The 25,691-nt window shown below is 61.8% G+C and carries 24 protein-coding genes; 8 read left to right on the forward strand and 16 right to left on the reverse strand.

Going from position 1 to position 25,691, the window contains the following annotated elements; genetic code table 11:
• The 10 genes from ACF8FG_RS06225 to mrcB all read right to left on the reverse strand — a co-directional run.
• Nucleotides 1–268: hypothetical protein (locus ACF8FG_RS06225; RefSeq protein ID WP_392518638.1), on the reverse strand; the 268-nt coding region annotated here is incomplete at its 3' end.
• Between the two features lie 575 nt (nt 269–843).
• Nucleotides 844–1,455, reverse strand: a complete 612-nt coding sequence (msrQ, locus tag ACF8FG_RS06230; protein WP_392518639.1) for a protein-methionine-sulfoxide reductase heme-binding subunit MsrQ — start codon at nt 1,453–1,455, stop codon at nt 844–846.
• Nucleotides 1,455–2,468, reverse strand: a complete 1,014-nt coding sequence (gene msrP / locus ACF8FG_RS06235; RefSeq protein WP_014592381.1) for a protein-methionine-sulfoxide reductase catalytic subunit MsrP — start codon at nt 2,466–2,468, stop codon at nt 1,455–1,457. The genes msrQ and msrP overlap by 1 nt, the downstream gene beginning before the upstream one ends.
• Nucleotides 2,469–2,547: 79 nt before the next feature.
• Entirely contained in the window at nt 2,548–3,399 is an 852-nt protein-coding gene (pssA, locus tag ACF8FG_RS06240) for a CDP-diacylglycerol--serine O-phosphatidyltransferase (RefSeq protein ID WP_003250045.1), read from the reverse strand.
• 150 nt (nt 3,400–3,549) lie between these two features.
• Nucleotides 3,550–4,566: a ketol-acid reductoisomerase gene (gene ilvC, locus ACF8FG_RS06245; RefSeq protein WP_003250043.1), complete on the reverse strand. Its 1,017-nt coding sequence runs from the start codon at nt 4,564–4,566 to the stop codon at nt 3,550–3,552.
• A gap of 56 nt (nt 4,567–4,622) precedes the next feature.
• Complete coding sequence (gene ilvN, locus ACF8FG_RS06250) at nt 4,623–5,114, reverse strand: acetolactate synthase small subunit (RefSeq protein WP_003250040.1); 492 nt, start codon at nt 5,112–5,114, stop codon at nt 4,623–4,625.
• A gap of 1 nt (nt 5,115) precedes the next feature.
• Nucleotides 5,116–6,840: an acetolactate synthase 3 large subunit gene (locus ACF8FG_RS06255; protein ID WP_318079953.1), complete on the reverse strand. Its 1,725-nt coding sequence runs from the start codon at nt 6,838–6,840 to the stop codon at nt 5,116–5,118.
• A gap of 408 nt (nt 6,841–7,248) precedes the next feature.
• Entirely contained in the window at nt 7,249–7,581 is a 333-nt protein-coding gene (locus ACF8FG_RS06260; RefSeq protein WP_003250034.1) for a YqcC family protein, read from the reverse strand.
• A complete protein-coding gene (locus ACF8FG_RS06265; RefSeq protein ID WP_019437276.1) occupies nt 7,581–8,366 on the reverse strand; it encodes a M48 family metallopeptidase in 786 nt (261 codons plus the stop codon). The genes ACF8FG_RS06260 and ACF8FG_RS06265 overlap by 1 nt, the downstream gene beginning before the upstream one ends.
• Nucleotides 8,367–8,381: 15 nt before the next feature.
• Complete coding sequence (gene mrcB / locus ACF8FG_RS06270; RefSeq protein WP_010955335.1) at nt 8,382–10,703, reverse strand: penicillin-binding protein 1B; 2,322 nt, start codon at nt 10,701–10,703, stop codon at nt 8,382–8,384.
• A 115-nt stretch (nt 10,704–10,818) separates the two neighbouring features.
• Here mrcB and ACF8FG_RS06275 point away from each other — a divergent pair, with 115 nt between their 5' ends.
• Together ACF8FG_RS06275 and ACF8FG_RS06280 are read left to right on the forward strand one after the other, a co-directional pair.
• On the forward strand, nt 10,819–12,381 hold the full coding sequence (locus tag ACF8FG_RS06275; RefSeq protein WP_076402267.1) for a bifunctional aminoglycoside phosphotransferase/ATP-binding protein: 1,563 nt from the start codon (nt 10,819–10,821) through the stop codon (nt 12,379–12,381).
• A 157-nt stretch (nt 12,382–12,538) separates the two neighbouring features.
• Entirely contained in the window at nt 12,539–12,817 is a 279-nt protein-coding gene (locus tag ACF8FG_RS06280) for a TfoX/Sxy family protein (RefSeq protein WP_010955337.1), read from the forward strand.
• A 180-nt stretch (nt 12,818–12,997) separates the two neighbouring features.
• Here ACF8FG_RS06280 and ACF8FG_RS06285 read toward each other — a convergent pair whose 3' ends face one another.
• The 4 genes from ACF8FG_RS06285 to ACF8FG_RS06300 form a co-directional block, all read right to left on the reverse strand.
• Nucleotides 12,998–13,882: a ChaN family lipoprotein gene (locus ACF8FG_RS06285; protein WP_318079956.1), complete on the reverse strand. Its 885-nt coding sequence runs from the start codon at nt 13,880–13,882 to the stop codon at nt 12,998–13,000.
• A gap of 102 nt (nt 13,883–13,984) precedes the next feature.
• Nucleotides 13,985–14,752, reverse strand: a complete 768-nt coding sequence (locus ACF8FG_RS06290; protein ID WP_014592388.1) for a heme ABC transporter ATP-binding protein — start codon at nt 14,750–14,752, stop codon at nt 13,985–13,987.
• Nucleotides 14,752–15,735 carry an iron ABC transporter permease gene (locus tag ACF8FG_RS06295; protein WP_318079968.1) on the reverse strand — a complete coding sequence of 328 codons (984 nt, stop codon included), beginning with the start codon at nt 15,733–15,735 and terminating at the stop codon, nt 14,752–14,754. The genes ACF8FG_RS06290 and ACF8FG_RS06295 overlap by 1 nt, the downstream gene beginning before the upstream one ends.
• Nucleotides 15,736–15,785: 50 nt before the next feature.
• A complete protein-coding gene (locus ACF8FG_RS06300; protein WP_070384353.1) occupies nt 15,786–16,670 on the reverse strand; it encodes a hemin ABC transporter substrate-binding protein in 885 nt (294 codons plus the stop codon).
• A 148-nt stretch (nt 16,671–16,818) separates the two neighbouring features.
• On the opposite strand from ACF8FG_RS06300, the gene ACF8FG_RS06305 reads away from it, so the two are divergent.
• Entirely contained in the window at nt 16,819–17,136 is a 318-nt protein-coding gene (locus ACF8FG_RS06305) for a Rieske (2Fe-2S) protein (RefSeq protein ID WP_110159875.1), read from the forward strand.
• On the opposite strand, the gene sfsA is transcribed toward ACF8FG_RS06305, so the two are convergent.
• Both sfsA and ACF8FG_RS06315 read right to left on the reverse strand, forming a co-directional pair.
• Nucleotides 17,126–17,839, reverse strand: coding sequence for a DNA/RNA nuclease SfsA (sfsA, locus tag ACF8FG_RS06310; RefSeq protein ID WP_014592392.1), 714 nt, complete (start codon nt 17,837–17,839; stop codon nt 17,126–17,128). The two genes, ACF8FG_RS06305 and sfsA, sit on opposite strands and share 11 nt — an antisense overlap.
• Nucleotides 17,839–19,011 carry a pyridoxal phosphate-dependent aminotransferase gene (locus tag ACF8FG_RS06315; RefSeq protein WP_119713285.1) on the reverse strand — a complete coding sequence of 391 codons (1,173 nt, stop codon included), beginning with the start codon at nt 19,009–19,011 and terminating at the stop codon, nt 17,839–17,841. The genes sfsA and ACF8FG_RS06315 overlap by 1 nt, the downstream gene beginning before the upstream one ends.
• A gap of 210 nt (nt 19,012–19,221) precedes the next feature.
• On the opposite strand from ACF8FG_RS06315, the gene dksA reads away from it, so the two are divergent.
• The 5 genes from dksA (at nt 19,222) to ACF8FG_RS06340 (ending at nt 25,447) form a co-directional block, all read left to right on the forward strand.
• Nucleotides 19,222–19,668 carry an RNA polymerase-binding protein DksA gene (gene dksA / locus ACF8FG_RS06320; protein WP_003250009.1) on the forward strand — a complete coding sequence of 149 codons (447 nt, stop codon included), beginning with the start codon at nt 19,222–19,224 and terminating at the stop codon, nt 19,666–19,668.
• A 63-nt stretch (nt 19,669–19,731) separates the two neighbouring features.
• Nucleotides 19,732–20,619, forward strand: coding sequence for a tRNA glutamyl-Q(34) synthetase GluQRS (gene gluQRS, locus ACF8FG_RS06325; protein WP_162912024.1), 888 nt, complete (start codon nt 19,732–19,734; stop codon nt 20,617–20,619).
• Between the two features lie 245 nt (nt 20,620–20,864).
• Nucleotides 20,865–21,041 (forward strand): hypothetical protein, encoded by a 177-nt coding sequence (locus ACF8FG_RS06330; RefSeq protein ID WP_003250005.1) that lies wholly within the window; start codon nt 20,865–20,867, stop codon nt 21,039–21,041.
• Nucleotides 21,025–24,000 (forward strand): sensor histidine kinase, encoded by a 2,976-nt coding sequence (locus ACF8FG_RS06335; RefSeq protein ID WP_019437283.1) that lies wholly within the window; start codon nt 21,025–21,027, stop codon nt 23,998–24,000. Before ACF8FG_RS06330 ends, ACF8FG_RS06335 begins: the two co-directional genes overlap by 17 nt.
• Nucleotides 24,001–24,004: 4 nt before the next feature.
• The gene (locus ACF8FG_RS06340) at nt 24,005–25,447 is read left to right on the forward strand and encodes a sigma-54 dependent transcriptional regulator (RefSeq protein WP_003249998.1); all 1,443 of its coding nucleotides are present in this window, start codon (nt 24,005–24,007) and stop codon (nt 25,445–25,447) included.
• The last annotated feature ends 244 nt before the right edge of the window (nt 25,448–25,691 follow it).

Consider the following 25,691-nt stretch of genomic DNA (forward strand, 5'->3'; position numbering starts at 1 on the left):
CACTTGTGATGCTGATAATCTTTTTGACTATCAGTCCGTACTCACAAGCACCCACACGAATTGCTTGATTCGATTTGTTAAAGAGCGTTTGGTTAAGAGCTTTTCGTCTCAACCGAGGCGCGCATTCTACGCTTTCCTCAGAGCCTGTCAAGCGTTTATTTTGAAGTTTTTTGCGAGAAACTCGTTTAGCTTCAAACACTTGGCTCGCTGCGATCTCTCGTAGCGGGAGGCGAATCATACAGCACTTGGAAGCGCTGTCAACCATCATCTCAACCGCTTTCGATCATTTGATCGTAGCCCTTACAGCACCTTCCGAATCGTCTAACTCATTGAATTTCAAGGAGTTTGTCGTTCCGTTGTTGCTGGAAGTGGGGCGCATTATAAGGGGATTCGAGAGGGCGTCAACCTTTAATTTCAAGAAAGTGAAATATAAGGGGAAAAGACCGTATCGGGGCTGCCAAGTGTTCGCCACGACAGTTTCAGCGCCTGTGAGACCGAGCGCCGCCCGCGCGGCGCTTCGCGGGTAAACCCGCTCCTACGTTTGTTTCGGGCCAGTCCCTCCTGTGCCTGGCGCGCGCAACCGCCTTGTTTGTTCGACGCGATATCGAGACAGGCACCAAAGCGTTCGCGCGCGAATCCCACAGGCATAATTGGCCCGAAACAAACGTAGGAGCGGGTTTACCCGCGAAGCGCCGCGCGGGCGGCGCTCGGTCTCACAGGCGATGAATGTCTCGAGCCGGACGCGCGCGGCGCTCGATTTCACAGACACCAGAGAAACCAAGGCGGGCCCTCTCCACAGCCATTGCTATCTCAAGACAGGCCCTTGGCAGCCCCACCCCACTCTCAAACCGCCCTACCCTGCTTCCTGGCAACCCTGGGAAGCGCCCGCGCAACAGCAGGTATCCGCAATACCATCAACACAGCCCCAATAAATACATAGATCGCCCATTCCCGAAGGTCGGAACGCACGATCCACAGGAAATGCAGCAAGCCCAACCCAAGCACCGCATACACCAACCTGTGCAGCCTCTTCCACCGCGCCCCCAGCCGCCGTTGGCTGTACCGGTTCGAAGTGACCGCCAACACCAGCAACCCCAAGAATCCCAGCGCCCCCACAATAATGTAGGGTCGCTTGCGCAACTCCACCGCCAACTGCCCCCAATCCAACCCTAGAATGAAAAACAGGTAAGCCAGAATGTGCAGCACTATATAGGCGAACACCCACAACCCCAGCTGCCGGCGAACCACGATCCAGCCAGACCAGCCCGTCAGCTTCTGCAGTGGGGTCATGCTCAAGGTCACCAACAGGAAGGTAAGCGCCCCAAGCCCAAGGCGATCCATCATGATCTTCCCGGGATCAGGCCCCAGCAGGTTCATCGCCGCTTCATATAGCCACCACACCGGGAACAGGCAGCCTACGATGAAGATGGCCAAGCGAAACCAGGGGTAACGCATCAGTAGTTCTTCCGCAGATCGAGCCCGGTATACAGCGACGCCACTTCATCAGCATAGCCATTGAACATCTGCGTCTCCCGCACATTGGGGCTGAACAACCCGCTGGGCAAACGACGTTCGCGCGCCTGGCTCCAGCGCGGGTGGTCGACTGTCGGGTTCACATTGGCATAGAAACCATATTCATCCGGCGCCAGCCCTTCCCAGGTAGTGCCGGGCTGCTCCGCTACCAGGCTGATGCGCACAATCGACTTGATGCTCTTGAAGCCATACTTCCAAGGCACCACCAAACGCAACGGCGCACCGTTCTGGTTGGGCAGTTCCCGACCGTACATACCCACCGCGAGAATTGCCAACGGGTGCATCGCCTCATCCAGGCGCAATCCTTCTCTATAAGGCCAGTCGATCAAGGCGAAGCCAGAACGCTGCCCAGGCATATGCTGCGGATCCTTCAGCGTTTCGAAACGCACATAACGCGCACTGGAAGTCGGCTCAACCTGCTTGAGCACCTGAGCCAAAGGGAACCCCAGCCACGGAATGACCATCGACCACGCCTCGACGCAGCGCAGCCGATAGATCCGCTCCTCGAGCTGATAGGGTTTGACGAAGTCCTCCAGTGCATAGCGTCCGGGCTTGCCCACCTCACCATCCACCACAATGGACCACGGTTCGGTCTTCAGGCTGTCGCCATTGGCCGCCGGGTCGCCCTTGTCGGGCCCGAACTCGTAGAAGTTGTTGTAGTGAGTGGCATCCTTGAACGGCGTGATCGCCTCGCCCTTCACCGTCACCGCCTGCCAGCGCGTGGCCGCGAGCTTGTCAGTGAACCAGGCCGGCGCGGCCCCAGCCTGCACATCGGCATAACGCGACATTTGCGCCGCGCCCACCCCGCCCGGCAATGCGCCTAGCGCCAAGCCAGCCAATGAGCCACCCAGCAGGGTACGACGGGAAAGGTAAATGCCTTCGGGGGTGATCTCCGACGCTTTGCACTCGGAAGACCTGGGAAGCTTGATAAGCATGAACGGCTCCATAGCACTGAGTAACGGATGTACCAGTAAGACTATGGAGCCGTGAGGTTATTCCAGCGTTAAGTGATTTTCACGCTTTGCGACGGCGCGCCTTCAGCAGGAACTGGATCGGCCCCGATGCTGCATAGGCGAGGAAGATCAACAGAAGGATACGCGGTGGGTCGCTGAACACGACGGCAAATACCAGCACCACCGCCAGGATCGCCACGAACGGCACGCGCCCCTTGAGGTCCAGCTCCTTGAAACTGTTGTACTTGATGTTGCTGACCATCAGCATGCCAGCAGCAGCCACCAGCAGCGCGACCAGGAACGACAGCTTGGAACCCTGGATGCCATAGTCGCTGAACGCCCATACGGTGCCCGCCACCACACCTGCGGCAGCCGGGCTGGCCAGGCCGATGAAGTAGCGCTTGTCGGCGGTACCGACCTGGGTATTGAAGCGCGCCAGGCGCAACGCGGCACCGGCCACATAGATGAAGGCAACCATCCAGCCGACCTTGCCCATGTCACCCAGCGCCCAGCCGAAGGCCAGCAAAGCCGGGGCCACGCCGAAGGCGACCATATCCGACAGCGAGTCATACTCGGCACCGAAGGCACTCTGGGTATTGGTCATGCGCGCAACGCGGCCGTCCAGGCCGTCGAGCACCATGGCCACGAAGATGGCGATAGCGGCAAAAGCGAAGTACTTGCTCGCCTCGCGCGGGTCGCCAGCACTCAGGGCGCTCTGTGCGCTCATCGAGCTGATGATGGAATAGAAACCGGCAAACAGGTTGGCGGTGGTAAACAGGTTGGGCAACAGGTAGATGCCGCGGTGGCGCACCTTGCGGCCTTCGGCGTCATGCCCTTCTTCAACGTGCTCATCGACAGGTAGCAGGCTTTCGGCGTCGGAGGGCTTGTTCGGCTCTTCGGGACGTTCGCTCATGGAGGGTACCTTGCAACAGGATGGAAAATGTTCGACACGGGCCCGCGAAACAGGTTCTGACAGCGAGCCACTGGTCTGCTTTATACCAGAAGCTGGATGCCAGAACGAAAAAACGCGGCCGAAGCCGCGTTTTTCATCTATCGATAAGACTTAGTTCTTGGTCTTGTCGACGATTTTGTTAGCCGAGATCCACGGCATCATCGAGCGCAGCTGCTCGCCGATGATTTCGATGCCGTGAGCGGCGTTGTTGCGGCGCTTGGCGGTCATCGATGGGTAGTTGGTAGCACCTTCGGAGATGAACATCTTCGCGTACTCGCCGTCCTGGATGCGCTTCAGGGCATTGCGCATGGCCTTGCGGGATTCTTCGTTGATGACTTCCGGGCCAGTCACGTACTCACCGTACTCGGCGTTGTTGGAGATCGAGTAGTTCATGTTGGCGATGCCGCCTTCGTACATGAGGTCGACGATCAGCTTCAGCTCGTGCAGGCACTCGAAGTAGGCCATTTCCGGCGCGTAGCCAGCTTCGACCAGGGTTTCGAAACCGGCTTTGACCAGCTCGACGGTACCGCCACACAGAACAGCCTGCTCACCGAACAGGTCGGTTTCGGTTTCGTCCTTGAAGGTGGTTTCGATGATACCGGTACGGCCACCACCTACGCCCGAAGCGTAGGACAGTGCGACGTTCTTGGCGTTGCCGGAAGCGTCCTGGTAGATAGCGATCAGGTCAGGGATGCCGCCGCCTTTGACGAACTCGGAGCGAACGGTGTGGCCCGGGGCTTTCGGCGCGATCATGATCACGTCGAGGTCGGCACGCGGAACAACCTGGTTGTAGTGGATCGAGAAGCCGTGAGAGAAGGCCAGGGTAGCGCCCTTCTTGATGTTCGGCTCGATTTCGTTCTTGTACAGAGCGCCCTGGAACTCGTCCGGGGTCAGGATCATGACCAGGTCAGCCGCAGCGACAGCGGTAGCAACGTCGGCAACTTTCAGGCCGTGGGCTTCAGCCTTGGCAACGGTAGCCGAACCTTTACGCAGACCGACGGTAACGTCTACACCGGAGTCTTTCAGGTTGCACGCCTGAGCGTGGCCCTGGGAGCCGTAACCGATGATGGCGACTTTCTTACCCTGGATGATGGAAAGGTCGCAGTCTTTATCGTAGAAAACTTTCATGAAAATACCCCTGGTTATATCTCGGCCCCTGCGGAGCCATCGCTAATTTTTTGGATTTAGATGCTGAGCACTTTGTCGCCACGGGCAATGCCGGTAACGCCGCTGCGCACGGTTTCCAGAATCGATGCAGTGCCGATCGCCTGGATGAAGCTGTCCAGTTTGTCGCTGGTACCGCTCAGCTGCACGGTGTACACGCTGGCGGTCACGTCGACGATCTGGCCACGGAAGATATCCGTGGTGCGCTTGATCTCGGCACGCTGGGCACCGGTGGCCTTGACCTTGACCAGCATCAGTTCACGCTCGATGTGAGCGCTTTCCGACAGGTCGACAAGCTTGACCACTTCGACCAGCTTGTTCAGGTTCTTGGTGATCTGTTCGATCACTTCGTCATGGCCAACGGTGGTCAGCGTCAGACGCGACAGGGTCGGGTCTTCGGTCGGCGCTACAGTCAGGCTTTCAATGTTGTAGTTGCGCTGGGAGAACAGGCCGACCACACGGGACAACGCACCAGGTTCGTTTTCCAGCAGCAGGGAAATGATGTGCCGCATATCAGGTACGCTCCGTCTTGCTCAGCCACATGTCACGCATCGAGCCATCCTTGATCTGCATCGGATAGACGTGCTCACTGCGGTCAACCGCGATGTCGATGAACACCAGACGGTCCTTCATCGCAAACGCTTCTTCCAGCTTCGGCTTGAGTTCCTTCAGGCTGGTAATGCGGATACCCACATGGCCATAGGCCTCAGCCAGCTTGATGAAGTCAGGCAGCGACTCGACGTACGAGTGCGAGTGACGACCGTTGTAGGCCATGTCCTGCCATTGGCGGACCATGCCCAACACACCGTTGTTCAGGTTGACGATCTTCACCGGCAGGCCGTATTGCATGCAGGTGGACAGCTCCTGGATGTTCATCTGGATGCTGCCTTCGCCGGTCACGCAGGCCACGTCCTGATCCGGGAAGTTGAGCTTGACGCCCATCGCCGCCGGGAAGCCGAAGCCCATGGTGCCCAGGCCACCGGAGTTGATCCAGCGGTTTGGCTTGTTGAAGCGGTAGTACTGCGCGGCAAACATCTGGTGCTGGCCGACGTCGGAAGTGACGAAGGCATCGCCATTGGTCACTTCGCACAGTGTCTCGATGACTTTTTGCGGTTTGATGACGTTGCCATCGCCCTTGTCGTAAGGGAACAACTCGCCATTGCCACGCCATTCGTCAATCTGCTTCCACCAGGCATCCAGCGCCGCCTTGTCAGGCTGCTCGCCGATTTCCTTGAGGATGCCGAGCATTTCGTTGAGCACGCTGTCGACCGGGCCGACGATTGGCACGTCGGCCTTGATCATCTTCGAGATCGACGCCGGGTCGATGTCGATGTGAATGATCTTGGCGTTCGGGCAGAACTTGGCCGGGCCGTTTACAACGCGGTCGTCGAAACGCGCACCGACGGCAAAGATGACGTCGGCATTGTGCATGGCCATGTTGGCGGTGTAGCTGCCATGCATGCCGAGCATGCCGAGGAACTGGCGGTCGGTACCCGGGAAGCCACCCAGCCCCATCAGGGTATTGGTGACCGGCAGGTTCAGCGACTTGGCGATTTCAGTCAGGGCTTCGGAGCCACCGCCGAGGATCACACCGCCACCGGAGTAGACGACCGGACGCTTGGCCGCCAGAAGCATCTCGGCAGCTTTGCGGATCTGGCCGGAGTGACCGCGGACCGCCGGGCTGTAGGAGCGCAGCTTGACCTTTTTCGGGTAGACGTATTCAAACTTCTCAGCCGGGTTGGTCATATCTTTTGGAATGTCGACCACGACCGGACCTGGACGACCGGATTGCGCCAGGTAGAAAGCTTTTTTCAGAACTTCAGGGATCTCGGTCGGATTCTTGATCATGAAGCTGTGCTTCACGATCGGCCGCGAGATACCAATCATGTCGGTTTCCTGGAAGGCATCGGTACCCACCATGGTGCTAGGCACCTGGCCGGACAGGATGACCATAGGAATCGAGTCCATGTAGGCGGTGGCAATGCCGGTAATGGCATTGGTCGCGCCAGGACCGGAGGTTACCAGCACCACACCGGCCTTGCCGGTGGCGCGAGCGTAGCCGTCCGCCATATGGGTGGCCGCCTGCTCGTGACGAACCAGGATGTGTTCCACTTCCGGTTCTTTGAACAGTGCGTCGTAAACATGCAGGAGAGCACCACCAGGGTACCCGTAGATGTGCTTAACGCCTTCGTCACGCAAGAAGCGGACGACCATCTCAGCGCCAGATAAAAGCTCCACGTTGTTCACCTCTAAAACGCCAGAATACCGCCCTCACTGGACGGGTCTTAATAGGTTTACTGCCAAGCAGAGCATGAGCGAACGTCAGCACTGACTGAGCAAGTATTGGGAGATCCCCAGAGTGTTGCGGGGGTTTCCCACCCAGCGCGAGGTAACGCGTTGCGGGGTGTAACAGGTCGGCGCGGGTGTGCACCTCATGATCTGCTTAGCGGGTCTGCTTCTGGCAGTCCCTCTACAGCGGAAGTTGGATTCTTGTGATTCGGCGCCAACAAGTCAAGAAAAATTATTGCCAATTTTTCCTCAAGATGAATTCCTGCCACCACTAAAAATCGCTTCAGCAGCAGAATTAAGAAGATTTCCAAAAAAAAGGGCCACAATCTGCGGCCCTTGACGGAAAAACTGAAGAAATCAGGCGGAAGGAGCGATCAATTGATCAAAAGCTGCCAACAGGCGGCGTAGCTCACGACTTTGCTCCGGCCGGTCGGTAAACACGGTTTCGGCCATGACAAGGATGCTCGATGCATTGGGCAGCGGGTGGCCCAGCTCGATGATGATCTTCATGCGGGGCAGGAAGATCCATTGCAGCCACTGCTCAAAACTGAGGGTATCCACGGCGAACGGCACCGTACTGGCCAGTGCCTCGTCGCTTGGCGGCTCGTCATCCCACCAGCCTTGCACCTGCAGCTCGCGCTCGATCAAGAGCAGGTGGTCGGCAATATCCAGCACACGTTGCTCGATCATCACGAATTGACCCGCGCCTTTTGCCGGGCCAGCGCAGCCCCAGCGCTATCACCCTGCTTTTCACGGGCCTGGGCGATCGTGTTCCAAAGCTCTGCCTGCAGGCTGGGGCGGCCGTTGGCGTAAGTCAGGGCGCGGCGCGCCAACTGCTCGGCCTGCGCTGCATCACCTTGCGAAAGGCGCACCTGGGCCAGGCGATACAGCACCTGCGGCTCACGCGGAGCAATGCGCTGGGCACGCTCAAGGCTCGAAGCGGCACCGTTGAAGTCGCCGCTGCCCTGCTGCGTCTGCGCAGTGGTCAACAGTGCCAGCACAGGACCGTCCAGTTGCTCGTCCGCCGACAGGCCACCGGCGGCGGCGCTGCGCGGAATACCGGTTGGCGCACTGGCACTTTGCGGGGTGCTGTTCATCGCTGCAATGTCGAAGGGTTCATCGGCAATCGGGTTGGGATTGGTGGTCATCGGCGCCGAACTGACAGGCCCTGGAGTGATCGGCGAGGTACTGATCGGCGCAGCGCCATTGGACGCCGGGAACGTCTGGATGCCCGATGCGCCTGCGCCCTGCGGGATCATCACGGTGACACCGGAATCCTCCGGCAGCGTCTGCGCCTGGGCGGTGCCGGCGTTATAGCCACCCGCCGAGCGGTTGGCCGTCACGCGTTCGCTGTTGGACACGCGGGTGCTCGAATCGACCACCGGAATATTGCCACGCGGGACGCTGGAGCACCCCTGGAGCACAGCCAACGCCGTCACGGCAGGAAACAGCCACTTGTTCACATCACACCTCATCAATGCAGCCTGTGCTTAATTCATCCAGCCTTTGACCCAGTCCATTACCGATTCTACTGGGTCCTGCTCGCCGCCACAGGCTGCGCCGGCCGGCGGCTCACTCCCGCGAATATACGGCATCTGCACCGCTCCCGGACAGCTGGCATCAGACCCATGGCCACTGTAGGGGTCGATCCAGGCCTGCACCACGTTGTCCGGTTGCGGCATATCCAGCGGCAGCGGGTCGGCCTTCTTCATGAAGCTGGTCCACACCTGCAAGGCGCCGGTGGCGCCGGTAAACGGTGTCTTGCCGTTATCGTCACGCCCCATCCACACCACGGCCAGCAGATCCTGACTGAAGCCGGAGAACCAGCTGTCACGCGAGTCGTTACTGGTACCGGTCTTGCCCGCCAGGGTCAGCGAGCGCGGCAAGGTGTTGTACACCGAACGCCCTGTACCTTCTCGCATTACGCGTTGCATGGCGTTCTGCACCAGGTAAATGGCACCTGGGTCGAAGGTTTGCTGGATCTGGAACGGGTAGCGCTTGAGCGGCTCGCCCTCGGCGGTGAGCACGCTGCGGATGCCGCGCATCGGCGTGTTGAAGCCGCCGTTGGCGATGGTCTGATACATGGTTGCCACCTGCATCGGCGACATGCCACCTGCCCCCAGCAACATGGCCGGGAACGCAGGCCAGTCGACATTCACGCCCAAGCGACCAATGGTCTTGATCACATTCGGCACACCCACTTCCAGGCCGAGCTTGGCGGTCGACAGGTTGTAGGAGTTGGCCAGCCCCTGGTACAGGTAGATCGTGCCATGCGGGCGGCGGTCATAGTTTTGCGGGCGCCAGACTTGGCCGTCAGCGCCCTTGACCGAAAATGGCTCGTCCTGCACCCAACTGGTCAGGGTGTACTTGCTCGGCTGCTCCAGCGCAGTCAGGTATACCGACGGCTTGACCAACGAGCCGATCGGCCGCACAGCATCGATGGCCCGGTTGAAGCCGGCGAAGCCTGCCTGGCGGCTACCGATCAGCGCCTGTACTTCACCGGTCTCAGGGTTGGTCACGACCATCGCCGCTTCCACATCGTCTGCCCCCTTGCGGCCCGCCAGGCGCTTGAAGGTCTCGCTCATCGAGGTTTCAGCCTTCATCTGCAGGATCGGGTCGAAGCTGGTAAAGATGCGCAGGCCTTCTTCGGTCAAGTCTTCGTCGCGGTAATCCTGGCGCAACTGTCGCTTGACCAGGTCGAGGAAGGCCGGGAACGAGCTGTCGGCCAGGCTGCCACGCTTGGTCACGCCCAACGGCATTTTCTTCGCCGCATCGACTTCTGCCTGGCTGGCCACGCCCTGTTCGGCCACCAGGTCGAGCACCAGGTTGCGGCGAGCCAGGGCCCGCTCGGGATGACGCCGCGGGTTGTAGTAGGACGGGCCTTTGACCATGCCCACCAGCAGGGCGATCTGATGCAGTTTCAGCTCAGACAGCGGCTGGCTGAAGAAGAACTGGCTAGCCAGACCAAAGCCGTGCACCGCGCGTTGACCGTCCTGGCCGACGAACACCTCGTTGAGGTAGGCCTCAAGGATTTCGCGTTTGTCGTAGTGCAGTTCGAGCAGGACCGCCATCATCGCCTCGGTCAGCTTGCGGCTGAGGCTGCGCTCGCTGCTGAGGTAGAAGTTCTTCACCAATTGCTGGGTCAGGGTACTGCCACCCTGGCGCATCGAGCCGGACGACGTGTTGACCCACATGGCCCGGACGATGGACTTTGGCGACACGCCGAAGTGGCTGTAGAACTCGCGGTCCTCCGTTGCCACCAGGGTTTCGAGCAGATATTTGGGTACCTGATCGATCTTGATCAGGATGCGGTCTTCGAGATTTTTCGGATAGATGCCGCCGATCATCAGCGGCTCCAGCCGCACCACGTCAAGCGCCTTGCCGTTGGCACCGGAAAGGCCCGCAACGTAATCGCCAGAGAAGCGCACGCGGACGAACTGCGCCGGTTCCATACCCTCGTAGAACTGGAAGCCACGGGTATTGAGGTCGACGGTATTGCCGTTGACGGACGCAGCGCCCGGGCCGTTGGCCGCGCTTTCGCGACGGTAGCCGAGCGCATCGAGCTCGGTGAGGAAGTCGTTCTTGCTCAACTTCTGGCCGGTGAACAGCTCCAGCGGTCGGGCATACACTTTGGCCGGGATGGTCCAGCGCTTGCCGGAGAACTTTTCCTGGACGACGGCATCGAGGTAAACCGCGAAGCCGGCAACGATCACCAGGCCAACCAGGCTGAGCTTCAAAGCCCAGCCCAGCCAGGCGCGGGAGCGGCCGGTCGGGCGTTTCTGAGGGGTGCGGGGATTTCGGGTTCGGGTCATGGCGGCGGATTATACGCACTTTATAAAGGCTGGGCAGACGGCCCGGCGGTAGGCAGGGACGGCACCATTGACCATAATGGCGCATTCGAATTCCCTTGCCCCGGAAGGATTTGCCGTGAGCCAAGCTCTTATTACTGCGTTGCAGAACCCTGCCCTGTACCCTCACCCCGTGGAGGGGTTTCAGCTCATCGAGACGCATATCTCCTGGGTCCTGCTCACTGGCGAATATGCCTACAAGATCAAGAAACCGATGAATTTCGGCTTCCTGGACTTCACTGGACTGGACCAGCGCCAGCATTTCTGTAATGAAGAATTGCGCCTGAACCAACGCCTGACCGAAGGCCTGTACCTGCAAGTGTTGCCGATCACCGGTAGCGTCGACGCACCGCAGATCGGTGGCGAAGGTGAAGCCATCGAATATGTGCTGAAGATGCGCCAGTTCCCCCAGGGCCAGATGCTCAACACCCTGCAGGCCAATGGCGAACTGAACGCCACGCACATAGACCAGATGGCCCGGCAGATTGCCGAGTTTCACCTGCAAGCCCCGCGTGTGCCGATGGAGCACCCGCTGGGCACGCCAGACAGCGTGATGGCCCCGGTGGAGCAGAACTTCGAGCAGATTCGCCCATTCCTCAGCGACAAAGCCGATCTGCAGCAACTCGACGCCCTGCAGGCCTGGGCCCGCAGCAGCTTCGAACGCCTGCATGGCCTGCTGGAAAAGCGCAAGGCCAATGGTTTCATCCGTGAGTGCCACGGTGACATCCACCTGGGCAATGCCACCTTGATCGATGGCAAGGTGGTGATCTTCGATTGCATCGAGTTCAACGAGCCTTTCCGACTGACCGACGTCTACGCCGACACCGCCTTCCTGGCCATGGACCTTGAAGACCGCGGCCTGAAGTGCCTGGCCCGACGCTTCATCAGCCAGTACCTGGAACTGACAGGAGACTACGAAGGCCTGGAACTGCTCAACTTCTACAAAGCCTACCGCGCGCTGGTGCGGGCCAAGGTCGCACTGTTCAGCATGCCGGCCGACGCTGATGGCGTGCAGCGTGCCACCACCCTGCGCACCTACCGCAACTACGCCAACCTGGCCGAAAGCTACAGCGCCATCCCGTCGCGCCTGCTGGCCATCACCCATGGCGTTTCGGCGGTGGGCAAAAGTCACGTGGCCATGCGCCTGGTTGAGGCCCTGGGTGCAGTGCGCGTGCGTTCGGACGTAGAGCGTAAGCGCCTGTTCGGCGAACAACAGCAGGCCGACGCCGGCCAGCTGAGTACGGGCATATACGACCAGGACGCCAGCGCAGCGACCTATCAGCGCCTGCACGAGGTGGCAGCGACTGTGCTGCGCGCCGGTTTCCCGGTGGTGCTGGACGCCACCTACCTCAAGCGTGAGCAACGCCAGGCTGCGGCAGAGGTTGCCAGCCAGACCGGCGTGCCGTTCCTCATCCTCGACTGTCACGCGCCAGAGGCGGTCATCGCCAGTTGGCTGGAGCAGCGCCAGGCCGAAAACAGCGACCCGTCGGATGCCACGCTGGAGGTGATCAAGGCCCAGCAGGCCAGCCGTGAGGCGCTGGATGCGCAGGAGCTGGTGCACAGCACCCGCGTCGATACCCAGGCTGCCGGCAGCATGGATCAGGTGATCGAGCAGATTCGCCAGCAGTTGCCTGGCCTGTAAGTTCGTCATCTTCCTGTGCCTGCCCGCCAAGGGGCAGGCACAGGCCGCTCATCCCCCGATGGCAAAAAGCCGCACATTTCCCAACGCCCGCTACACTCCTCTCAGACCTGCTCGCGATTTATCCCCCATTCCCGTTCAGCCATCGCAAGGAGGCTCGATGAACGATGAATTGCAGCATCTGAAGAACCTTGGCAAGACTTCTGCGCAGTGGCTGCATGCAGCCGGCATCCACAGTGCATCGGATTTGCGCCGCCTGGGCGCGGTGGGTGCGTACCAGGCCGTGAAGACACGAGGGTTCCGTGCATCGAAGGTGCTGTTGTATGCCATTGAAGGCGCCCTGCTGGACATGCACTGGAACGATTTGCCGCTCGAACGCAAGGAAGCACTCAATCAACAATTGGACGCGAAAAACCCTACGCAAAAAAAACCAAAATAATCGGGGTAAAGGGATTGACGTCTAAATGAGAATTGTTATGATTATCACAACTGGTCGCGAGACTGGTTGGATAAGCTAAGAGCCCCTGGTTCGGACTCTCAGATTATCTCCTCATCAGGCTAATCACGGTTATTGACCCGGCAATTTGCCGGGTCTTTTTTTGCCTGTGCTTTTTCAGGATCAACGCCGCAGCTGCGCGCAATAATCCTGCTCCGGCATCGCTGCCGTGTACCACACATAATCAGCCTCGCCAGGCTCGATTCGCTCGCCCACCTCAGCCAGCAGCAATACCTCGCTCTCCCCCGACGCCCCCAGGTCAGCCAGATGCAAGGGTATGCCCAGGTCCTTGCGCACATGGTAAGCCCCGGCAAACAGCAGCGCCGGTTGCGGTGCCGCCTGCAAACGCTCGGCCATGCGCCGGTCGCGCTGCTGCTGAACGGCCAGCATCGCCGGTAACTGGTTTTCCGGCAGCATCCCGCAATGCCCGGCGCGCACCTGTTCCAGCAAGGCAGCCTTTACCGCGGGTGCATTGGACTTTTCACCCTGCACCGGAGCTGGTTGTCGATAGGCCTGACGCATCTCGGCGGGCGAAAGGTTGGCTGCCAGCAACGTCACCCGATGCTGCAAGGCTTCAGTGACAATCGGCCCGTACAACTGCCAATCCCAGCCCTCCTGCCAGGCCAGCGCCTTGGACAAGTCTTCCGGCAAAGGCTGCCCCGCCAGCTTGTCCACCCGTGATTGCTGTTCGGGCTGCAGCATCTCCAGCAGCAGGCTGCCCTGGGTGCGCTGGCCTTGCAGGGCGCGCAGCAGCCACAGTTGCAGCGCGTGATGGTCAGGGTTGTCGTGCTTCTCGCCGACAAGCACTCGGGGTGCGTCAGCCAGGCGCTGCACCAGCGTTTCAGGGCTTATGACCTGCTCATTGGACAGGTCGACAATTTTTCCCAGCTGGGCGTGCGTGCGACCTTCACTGCTCTGCCAGGCGGGCAACGGCGGCAGGCTGGCCTGACAGCCGCCTATCGCCAGTACCAGGCTCAGCGAGAAACCGGACAGCAGCGGGTGTCGCATCGGCAGTTACTCCATGTCATCCACAATTTGAATGGCCTGCTCCGGGGGCGGACCTGTCGCGAGACAAGACCGCTTCCACAAAGGCCGTGCACGATTCGAGAATCAACGGGTGATGATCAGCGGATGCCCGCGCTCGGGGTGCGCCTGCACCAATACGTCGATACCGTACACCGCCTTCAGGGCCGCTGGGGTCAGTGCCGCTTCGGGCGTGGCAAACGCATGGCAGCGCCCCTGCTCCAGCAACAGGATACGGTCACAGTAACGCGCCGCCAGGTTCAGGTCATGCAGAATCACCAACACTGCAGCACCGCAGTCGGCGAAGCGGCGTACGGCTTCCAGGGTGGTGTGCTGATGCAGCGGGTCGAGCATCGAGGTTGGTTCATCGAGCAACAACGTGCTGCCCTCCTCCCCCGGCCATAGCTGCGCCAGCACGCGGGCCAGGTGTACCCGTTGCCGCTCGCCACCGGAAAGTGCCAAGTAGCTGCGCTCCACCAGGTGCCAGGCATCTGCCGCCCGCAACGCCGCTTCGACAATTTCCGCATCGCGCCGCTGACCGGTGCCATGAGGCATGCGCCCCATGCCTACCACTTCCTCCACCCGAAACGAGAAACCCAGGCTGGACACCTGCGGCAACACTGCCAGGCGCCTTGCCCGTTCCTGTCCGGCCCAATCGGCCAGCGGGCGGCCCTGAAGCGTTACCCGCCCACGGCCGGGGGCCAGCTCACCGCACAGCACACTCAGCAGGCTGCTCTTGCCGGCACCGTTGGGGCCAAGCACACCCACGACCTGCCCCGCAGGCAACTGCAAGTGAATGTCGTGCAGCACCTCATTGCTGCCCCTGCACAGATACAGGCCCTCAACTTGCAACATCAGCCGCGCCCTCGCATCAGCAGGAACAGGAAGAACGGCGCACCGATGAAGGCCGTGACGATACCAATCGGCAGCTCGGCAGGCGCCAGCAGCAGCCGCGCCGCCAGGTCGGCAAACAACATCAGCACCCCGCCGGCCAGCAGCGAGGCTGGCAGCACCACACGGTGATCGGGCCCGGCCAGCAGGCGTACCAGGTGCGGCACTACCAGGCCGATAAAGCCGATCAACCCGGCTGCAGCCACTGCCGCCCCCACCCCCAGCGCCGTGCAGAACACCAGTTCACGCTTGAGCCGCTCCACGTCAACGCCCAGGTGGCGCGCCTCCGACTCACCCAGCAACAGGGCATTCAGTGCCTTGGCCCGGCGCGGCAACCACACCGCCACCCCTGTCGCCACCAGCAATAATGGCCACAGCCGCTCATAGCTGGCGCCATTGAGGCTGCCAAGGTTCCAGAACGTCAGCGTGCGCAAGGTGGCGTCATCGGCCAGGTAAGAGAACAGCCCCACGGCCGCGCCACCTAGCGCGGTCATGGCCACGCCAGCCAATAACATCGTGGCGACGTTGGTCTGGCCATCGTGGCGCCCCAGGCGGTAGACCAGCGCAGTTACCCCAAGCCCGCCGACAAAAGCGCAGAACGACAGCAGATAAGGTGCGAAAGCATCCGGCATGCCGCCAAACCAGGCGCCGCCGACAATGGCAACCGCTGCTCCCACTGCGGCGCCGGCAGCAACCCCTACCAGCCCGGGGTCGGCCAGCGGGTTGCGGAACAGCCCCTGCATGGCCACCCCGGACAGAGCCAACACCGCGCCCACCGCCAACCCCAACAGGGTACGGGGCAGACGGATCTGGCCAAGGATCATCTCGGCCTGCTGCAGGCCATCTTCGGAAACGGGCAGCCCCAACAGGCGCAGGCCAGCGCGCAGCGTATCGAACATTGGCAGGCTGACTGGCCCCAGCGCCAGTGACAGCCAGGTCGCCAACAGGCACAACAGGCTCAGGCTAATGAACAACGTGCGTGGCGAAACCCTTTGTTTCATTGTGCGAAGCTGGCCTGAGCAGCCGGGTAGAAGGCGGCTGCCAGCGACTGCAAGGTCGCCGGTAGCCGAGGCCCGAGCCCGCCGACCAGCAGCGTCGGGTCCAATGAGACCAGGCGTTTCTCACGCACGGCCCGCGAGGCAGCCAGCGCGGGGTTTTCTTTCAACAGCGCCTGCAAGGCCTGTTCATCGGCCAGCGCCCGGTCGGAAAACACGATCACATCCGGGTCAAGCGCCGCCAAGGCTTCGTTGGAGAAGTTCTTGTAGCCTGGGTGCGCGGCCAGGTTACGCCCACCCGCTTGGCCCAGCAGCCAGTCACCGGCAGTACCTTGCCCGGCGATCAGCGGCTTGGCCCCGGCATGGCCGACCAGCAGCAACACCCCAGGAGCCTGCTGCCCGGCCTGGGCCAGCTTGACGTTGGCATGCAACGCATCGAGCCGTTGGCGGTAGTCCGCTGCAAGCACGGACGCTTGCTGCTCTGCACCGAGCAACTGCCCCAGGTGCCTGAGGTTTTCATCTACCGCCGGCAGCTCGGCCTTGCTGGAGAACAACTCGACCCGCACGCCGGCCTTGCGGATTTGCGCCAGTACCGGTGGCGGCCCCATCTCCTCGGTGCCCACCAGCACATCCGGGCGCAGGCTCAGAATGCCTTCGGCCGACAGTTGTCGCTGATAACCCACACTGGGCAAGGCTTTCAACGAGGCCGGGTGCTGACTGGTAGTGTCCACACCGACCAGGCGCGCTTCACCTCCCAATGCGGTTATCCACTCGCTCAAGGCGCCACCCGCGCTGACCCAGCGTTGCGGCAGCTCGGCTGCCAAGGCTTGGGTAGAGAGCACAAGGCTTGCACACAGAGCGAGAAAAGCAGCTGGACGGCGCATCATCGGGTTCCTTCTGAAGACGGGCTACACGCCTTGTGGCGAGCGGCGGAACTACGCACCATAGGCAGCCGGGCGCAGCGAATGCGATCAATTTGATAATTATTCGCATTGGAGCGTCAAGCCATCACGTGTTTCACGGGTCATCCTTGCCATGCACTTCCTTTGTACATCCCTCGGCCTCGCCGAGGGCCAAAGCCGCGCCTTCAGCGTAGACGGCCTCGAACTGTTCGGCGTGCGTCGCCAAGGCCAGGTGTACCTGTACCGCAACCGCTGCCCGCACCGGGACATCCCGCTGAACTGGGCAGAGGACGCGTTTCTGGATGACAGCGCCAGCCTCATCCACTGCGCCCATCACGGAGCCCTGTTCCTGATAGAAAGCGGCGAATGCGTGGCAGGCCCCTGTGAGGGTGAGCAGCTGCAGCCCCTGGGCTGCCACGAAGACAGCCGGGGCATCTGGTTCAAGGGGTAAGCAGCACCGGTAAGCGGCGATCGATGACGATACCCTCGGCGTCCAGCCGAGTGCCATAGGCCAGCACCTCCACCCCGTCCGCTACGGCAGCGCGCAGCGCCTGGGCGTAGGCCGTATCGATTTCTTCAGCCGGGCGCACAGCGTCGATACCGGTCAGGTTCACGCAATACAGTTGCACGGCCCGCACGCCCTGCCGGGCCAGCTTTGCCAGCTCACGCAGGTGTTTCGCACCGCGTTGAGTCACCGCATCAGGGAAGGCCGCAACTGCAGTGTCGGGGTAGCCCAGCGTCACGCTCTTGACCTCGACATAGGCCGGGGCACCCTCGAACTCCAGGCGAAAGTCGATACGGCTGCCTTCTTCGCCATAGGCCACTTCGCGCTTGAGTGCAGTGAAACCGGCCAGTTCAGTGATCATGCCAGCGCGCAGGGCCTCTTCGACCAACGCATTGGCCCGCCCGGTATTCACGCAGGCCAACCGCCCCTGGGGGGTTTCGCTGATTTCCCAGGTCCCTGGCAGCTTGCGCTTGGGGTCGTTGGAGCGGCTGAACCACACCTGCCCACCTTCACGCATGCAGTTGAGCATGGAGCCGGTATTCGGGCAGTGGATAGTCATCTGCTCGCCGCTGGCCAGTTCGATATCGGCCAGAAAGCGCTTGTAGCGACGCAGCAGGCGGCCCTGCTCGAGTGAAGGAGAGAAACGCATCAGCCTTGCCAGCTCTGCAGGCCACGGGCAATACGTTGCACCGCTTCTTCCAGGCGCGGCAGGCTCTGGGTATAAGCGAAGCGCACATGGTGCCCGGCCAGGTGCCGACCAAAGTCCAGGCCCGGCGTGAATGCCACGTGCTCGGTTTCCAGGAAGTGTCGGCAGAATGCGAACGCGTCCCCGCCAAAAGCGCTGATATCGGCGTACAGGTAGAACGCGCCTTGCGGCTCGACGGCGATGCGGAAGCCCAGTTCACGCAGAGCGGGCAGCAGGTAATCGCGACGGCGGGCGAATTCGGTGCGGCGCTCTTCGAAAATGGCCAGCGCCTCGGGCTGGAAACAGGCCAGCGCGGCATGCTGAGCCATGCTCGGCGCACTGATGTACAGGTTCTGCGCCAGTTTCTCCAGGTCGGCGACCGCACCGGGCGGAGCCACCAGCCAGCCAAGGCGCCAACCAGTCATGCCGAAATACTTGGAAAAACTATTCAGGACGAATGCCGAGTCATCGACTTCCAGCACGCTCGGCGCGTCCATGCCATAGGTGAGGCCATGGTAGATCTCGTCCACCACCAGATGGCCATGCCGCTCATGGGTGGTTTTGGCCAGGCAGGCCAACGCTTCGCGCCCCAGCACGGTACCGGTGGGGTTGGCCGGCGAAGCGACCAGGGCACCGACGGTGTCCTTGTCCCAGTAGCGCTCAACCAGGTCGGCAGTCAGTTGGTAGTTCACATCCGGGCCCACCGGTACCAATTGGGCCCCGCCCTCGACCAGGCGCAGGAAGTGGCGATTGCACGGGTAACCCGGATCGGCCAGCAGCCAATGCTTGCCCGGGTCCACCAGCAGGCTGCTGGCCAGCAGCAGCGCGCCGGAGCCACCTGGGGTAATAAGGATGCGTTCCGGGTCGATGTTCAGGCCATAGCGCTGCCCATAAAAGCCGGCAATTGCCTCACGCAGTGCCGGCAGACCGCGTGCGGCGGTGTAGCGCGTGTGCCCGGCGGCCAGCGCGGCCTGGCCGGCCGCGACGATGGGTGCGGCCGTGGTGAAGTCCGGCTCGCCGATTTCCAGGTGGATCACGTCGTGCCCGGCCGCCTGCAGCTCGTTGGCCCGGGCCAGCAGCGCCATGACGTGGAAAGGTTCGATGGCGCGGCTGCGCGCACTGTAGGGTTGGGCCATGACCTTCTCTCAATTGGGTCTAAACTGGAGATTCTACCTCTGCACACCACCGAACGTACCGCTCAGGCCGGTGTCAACTAGCAGGATCGGGCGGGGTAGCGCACCCCCGATCTATCTGGTAAGTTCGGCGGCTCGCAGTCGCAGGGCCGGCGGTCGCCGGAGATGGAGCATCCTGCGCATTGGATCAGATGAGTGAGAGGCGGTCTATTCATGTCCACCCTAGAAAAGCAAAAAGCCAACCAGAATCTTTATGGGGTTGCACCCTATCAGGAGACCAAGGGTGAGGAGTACATGGGTGAGCCCATGCGCAAGCACTTCACCAAGATCCTCACTGGCTGGAAGCAAGAGCTGATGGTCGGCGTCGACAAGACCGTTGACCATATGAAAGAAGAAGCAGCCAACTTTGCAGATCCCGCAGACCGCGCATCCCAGGAAGAGGAATTCGCCCTCGAACTGCGCAACCGCGACCGCGAGCGCAAGTTGATCAAGAAAATCGATAAAACCCTGCAGAAGATTCAGGACGAAGAGTACGGCTGGTGCGAGTCGTGCGGCATCGAGATCGGCCTGCGCCGCCTGGAAGCCCGCCCTACCGCCGACCTGTGCTTCGACTGCAAGGAAATTGCCGAGAAAAAGGAAAAAACGGTCGGCAAAGGCTGATCTTTCTTCCACCTGAACGGGGCGCATCATGCGCCCCGTTTCATTTATATGCCCAGCCTGACCATGACCGACTCCAGCTACATCGGGCGCTTCGCCCCCACCCCCAGCGGCTTCCTGCACTTCGGCTCGCTGGTCGCCGCCCTCGCCTCGTGGCTCGATGCCCGCGCCGTCAACGGCCGCTGGCTGCTGCGCATGGAAGACACCGACCCGCCCCGGGAGATGCCCGGCGCCCGCGATGCCATCCTCCAGACGCTGGAACGTTACGGCCTGCAATGGGATGGCGAGGTGGTATTCCAGAGCCAGCGCCACGATGCCTATGCTGCCGTGGTAGACCGCCTGTTCAACATGGGCCTGGCGTACGCATGCACCTGCTCGCGCAAGCAGCTGGAACGCTACAACGGCATCTACCCGGGCTTTTGCCGCAACGCCGGGCATGCCCGTGAAGGGGCAGCCATCCGCTTGCGGGTGCCAGAGCTGATCTACCGCTTTACCGACCGAGTGCAGGGTGAATACCAGCAACACCTGGGGCGTGAGGTGGGCGATTTCGTCATCCAGCGTCGTGATGGGTTGTACGCCTACCAGCTGGCCGTGGTGCTGGACGATGCCTGGCAGGGTGTTACCGACATCGTGCGTGGCGCCGACCTGCTCGACAACACCCCGCGCCAGCTGTACCTGCAGGAGTTGCTGGGCTTCTCACAGCCGCGTTACCTGCATATTCCGCTGATCGTGCAGCCGGATGGGCACAAGCTGGGCAAGTCGTACCGTTCGCCGCCACTGCAGGCGGAGCATGCTACCCCCCTGCTGCTGCGGGCATTGCGGGCGCTGGGGCAGGAGACAGCCCCGGAACTGCTGTTGGCGACACCGGCAGAGGTGCTGGCAGTCGCGCGCACGCAATGGCGGCCGGATGCGATCGCGCAGCGGACCACGGTGCCAGAGGCTGATCTGCGCTGAACCTTTACCGGCCTCTTCGCGGGCGCGCCCGCTCCCACAGGGTCCCCAGTAAACCTAGAGGCAACGCTTTACCTGTAGGAGCGGGTTCACCCGCGAAGAGGTCGGCACATTCATTCCACCTCTCAAAAACAAAAGCCCAGTAAATTCAAACCCTTGGCGAACGCTGTGGATTCCCGCTAGCATCCCCCCTGCCATTTGCGCCAATAATAAGTTCAAGCCCGCAGCGCCCAACCATCGAGGCCAGCATGTACATCTATCGTTTGGTCCTGCTTCTGGTCGTGGGGATCTACCTGTTCTCCCCGGCCATCATGGACTGGTGGATCGAACCGACCGGAGCCTGGTACCGCCCCTACCTGCTCTGGCTGATCCTGATCGTCGTCACCTTCATCCTGCAGAGCCAAAGAGATGCCGATGAGCTTTAGCCTGACCCAGATGATCCTGATCAGCGCCGGGTACCTCATGGTGCTGTTCGGCGTGGCCTGGATCAGCGAGCGCGGGCTGATCCCGCGTTCGATCATTCGCCACCCACTTACCTACACCCTGTCGCTGGGCGTCTACGCCAGTGCCTGGGCCTTCTATGGCTCGGTTGGCCTGGCCTACCAGTACGGCTACGGCTTCCTTGCCTGTTACCTGGGGGTTTCTGGCGCATTCCTGCTGGCGCCGGTGCTGCTCTACCCGATCCTCAAGATCACCCGCACCTATCAGCTGTCATCGCTGGCCGACCTGTTGGCCTTCCGCTTCCGCAGTACCTGGGCCGGGGCCTTGACCACCATCATCATGCTGATTGGCGTGCTGCCATTGCTGGCCTTGCAGATCCAGGCGGTGGCCGATTCGATCAGCATCCTTACCGGTGAACCGGTCAAGGCCCGGGTGGCCTTTGCCTTTTGCACACTGATCATTCTGTTCACCATCTTCTTCGGCTCGCGGCACATCGCCACGCGCGAGAAGCATGAGGGGTTGGTATTCGCCATCGCCTTCGAGTCGGTGATCAAGCTGCTGGCCCTGGGCGGTATCGGCCTGTATGCCTTATATGGCGTATTCGGCGGCCCGCACGAGCTGGAAGTCTGGCTGCTGCAGAACCAGACCGCCCTTGCCGCCCTGCACACCCCCCTGCAGGAAGGCCCATGGCGCACCCTGCTGCTGGTGTTCTTCGCCTCGGCCATCGTCATGCCGCACATGTACCACATGGCCTTTACCGAAAACCTCAACCCGCGCTCGCTGGTCAGCGCCAGCTGGGGCCTGCCGTTGTTCCTGCTGCTGATGAGTCTTGCCGTGCCGCTGGTGCTGTGGGCCGGCCTGCGCCTGGGCGCCAGCACCAACCCCGAGTACTTCACCCTGGGCCTGGGCATCGCCGCCAACAACCAGGCATTGGCACTGCTGGCCTACATTGGCGGCCTGTCGGCAGCCAGCGGCCTGATCATCGTCACCACCCTGGCGCTATCGGGCATGGCCCTGAACCACCTGGTGCTGCCGCTTTACCAGCCACCGGCCGAGGGCAACATCTACCGTTGGCTGAAGTGGACCCGCCGTGCACTGATCGTCGCCATCATCACCGCCGGCTTCATGTTCTACCTGAGCCAGAACTACCACCAGAGCCTGGCCAACCTGGGCATCGTCGCCTTCGTCGCCACCTTGCAGTTCCTGCCTGGGGTGCTGTCGGTGCTCTACTGGCCAACCGCCAACCGCCGCGGTTTCATCGCCGGGCTGCTGGCCGGCACCCTGGTGTGGATGGTGACCATGCTGCTGCCACTTCTCGGCAACTTGCAGGGCTTCTACATTCCGCTGGTGGACATGATCTATGTGCTGGACGACACCAGCTGGCACATGGCAGCCATCGCCTCGTTGGCAGCCAACGTGCTGCTGTTCACCCTGATCTCACTGTTCACCAACGCCAGCACCGAAGAGGTCAGCGCGGCCGAAGCCTGTGCCGTGGATAACGTGCGCCGCCCGCAGCGCCGCGAGCTGCACGCTGCCTCGCCGCAGGAATTCGCCACCCAGCTGGCCAAGCCGCTGGGCGCCAAGGCCGCGCAAAAGGAAGTCGAGCAAGCACTGCGCGACCTCTACCTGCCGTTCGACGAACGCCGCCCCTATGCCCTGCGCCGCCTGCGCGACCGCATTGAAGCCAACCTGTCCGGCCTGATGGGACCGAGCGTGGCTCAGGACATGGTCGAGACTTTCCTGCCGTACAAGTCCGGTAACGAAAACTACGTGACCGAAGACATCCACTTCATCGAAAGCCGCCTGGAAGACTACCACTCGCGCCTGACCGGGCTGGCCGCCGAACTCGATGCCTTGCGCCGCTACCATCGCCAGACCCTGCAGGAATTGCCCATGGGCGTCTGCTCACTGGCCAAGGACCAGGAAATCCTGATGTGGAACAAGGCCATGGAAGAGCTCACCGGCATCGCCGCCAAGCATGTGGTCGGCTCGCGCCTGGTCACCATCGACGAGCCTTGGCGCGGCCTGCTGCAAGGCTTCATCAACGTGCCCGACGAGCACCTGCACAAGCAGCGCCTGGCGCTGGACGGTCAGCCGCGCTGGCTGAACCTGCACAAGGCAGCCATCGACGAGCCATTGGCCCCCGGTAACAGCGGGCTGGTACTGCTGGTGGAAGACCTTACCGAAACCCAGGCACTGGAAGACAAGCTGGTGCACTCCGAGCGCCTGGCCAGCATCGGCCGCCTGGCCGCCGGCGTGGCCCACGAGATCGGCAACCCGATCACCGGCATCGCCTGCCTGGCGCAAAACCTGCGCGAGGAACGCGAAGACGATGGCGAAATCATCGAGTTGTCCAGCCAGATCCTTGACCAGACCAAGCGCGTATCGCGCATCGTCCAGTCGCTGATGAGCTTCGCCCATGCCGGTGGCAGCCACCAGAACAGTGAGGAGCCGGTGTGCCTGGCCGAAGTGGCACAAGATGCCATCGGTCTGCTGGCGTTGAACCGGCGCAATTTCGAAGTACAGTTCTTCAACCTTTGCGACCCGGACCATTGGGCCGAAGGTGACCCGCAGCGCCTGGCCCAGGTGCTGATCAACCTGCTCTCCAACGCCCGCGATGCCTCGCCGCCCGGCAGCGCCGTGCGCGTGCGCAGCGAGGTTAACGAGCACACCGTCGACCTGATCGTCGAAGACGAAGGCAGCGGGATTCCGAAGAACATCATGGACCGCCTGTTCGAACCCTTCTTCACCACCAAGGACCCGGGCGAAGGAACCGGACTGGGGCTCGCTCTGGTCTATTCCATCGTGGAAGAGCATTATGGGCAAATCACCATCGACAGCCCGGCCGATATCGAACGGCAACGTGGCACCCGGATCCGCGTGACCCTGCCCCGGCATGTCGTAGCGACGTCCCCTGAAATTCGAGACCGTCGAGAGAATTGAATCAATGCCGCACATTCTGATCGTCGAAGACGAAACCATCATCCGCTCGGCCCTGCGCCGCCTGCTTGAGCGGAACCAGTACCAGGTCAGCGAGGCCGGCTCGGTGCAGGAAGCCCAGGAACGCTTCAGCATTGCCACTTTCGACCTCATCGTCAGCGACCTGCGCCTGCCAGGCGCGCCCGGCACCGAGCTGATCAAGCTCGGCCAGGGCACCCCGGTACTGATCATGACCAGTTACGCCAGCCTGCGCTCAGCGGTGGACTCGATGAAAATGGGCGCGGTGGACTACATCGCCAAGCCCTTCGACCACGACGAGATGCTGCAGGCAGTAGCGCGTATTCTGCGTGACCGGCAGAACGCCCCCGCTGCTGCACCGCCTGCCGAGCCACGCGCCAGCAATGGCAAGGCTACAGCGCCCGACAAAGGCAGCGCGGCAACGGCCAATGGCGAAATCGGCATCATCGGCTCGTGCCAGCCCATGCAGGACATGTACAGCAAGATCCGCAAGGTCGCGCCTACCGACTCCAATGTGCTGATCCAGGGCGAGTCGGGCACCGGTAAAGAGCTGGTGGCCCGCGCCCTGCACAACCTGTCTCGCCGGGCCAAGGCACCGATGATCTCGGTGAACTGCGCGGCCATCCCCGAAACGCTGATCGAATCCGAACTGTTCGGCCACGAAAAAGGCGCGTTCACCGGCGCCAGCGCCGGGCGCGCCGGCTTGGTGGAGGCCGCCGATGGCGGTACGCTGTTCCTCGATGAAATTGGCGAACTGCCGCTGGAAGCCCAGGCTCGACTGCTGCGTGTGCTGCAGGAAGGCGAGATACGCCGCGTAGGTTCGGTGCAGTCGCAAAAGGTCGATGTGCGCCTGATCGCCGCGACCCACCGCGACCTGAAAAACCTGGCCAAGGCCGGCCAGTTCCGTGAAGACTTGTATTACCGACTGCACGTCATCGCCCTGAAGCTGCCGGCCCTGCGTGAGCGGGGCAGCGACGTCAACGAGATCGCCAACGTCTTCCTCGCCCGCCAGAGCGCTCGCATCGGCCGCGACGACCTGCACTTCTCGGCCGAGGCCGAGCAAGCCATTCGTCACTACAGCTGGCCCGGTAACGTGCGTGAACTGGAAAACGCCGTGGAGCGCGCGGTGATTCTCAGCGAGAGCGCAGAAATTTCCGCCGAGCTGCTGGGCATCGACATCGAGCTGAGCGACCTGGAAGAGGATGACATCCTCGACAATGCCCTGGTGGTGGCCAACGCGGGCAATGCCAGCCACGAGCCGACCGAAGACCTGTCGCTGGAAGACTACTTCCAGCACTTCGTGCTTGAACACCAGGACCACATGACCGAGACCGAACTGGCACGCAAGCTCGGCGTCAGCCGCAAGTGCCTGTGGGAACGCCGCCAGCGCCTGGGCATCCCACGGCGCAAGAGCAACGCTACCAGCGAATAACCGACCTGCGCACCGTACGCCGTAGCCTATGCGGCGTCGGTGAGACCGAGCGCCGCCCGCGCGGCGCTTCGCGGCTAAAGCCGCTGCTACATTTGTTTCGGGCCAGCCCCTCCTGTGCCACACGCGCGCGACCGCCTTGTTGTATGACGCAATCTCGAGCCATGCGCCAAGGCGTTTGCGCTCAAATCCCACAGAAAAAATTGGCCCAAACAAATGTAGGAGCGGCTTTGGCCGCGAAGCGCCG

This window comes from Pseudomonas sp. YQ_6 (genome assembly GCF_043103245.1).
Classification (GTDB): Bacteria; Pseudomonadota; Gammaproteobacteria; order Pseudomonadales; family Pseudomonadaceae; genus Aquipseudomonas; species Aquipseudomonas alloputida.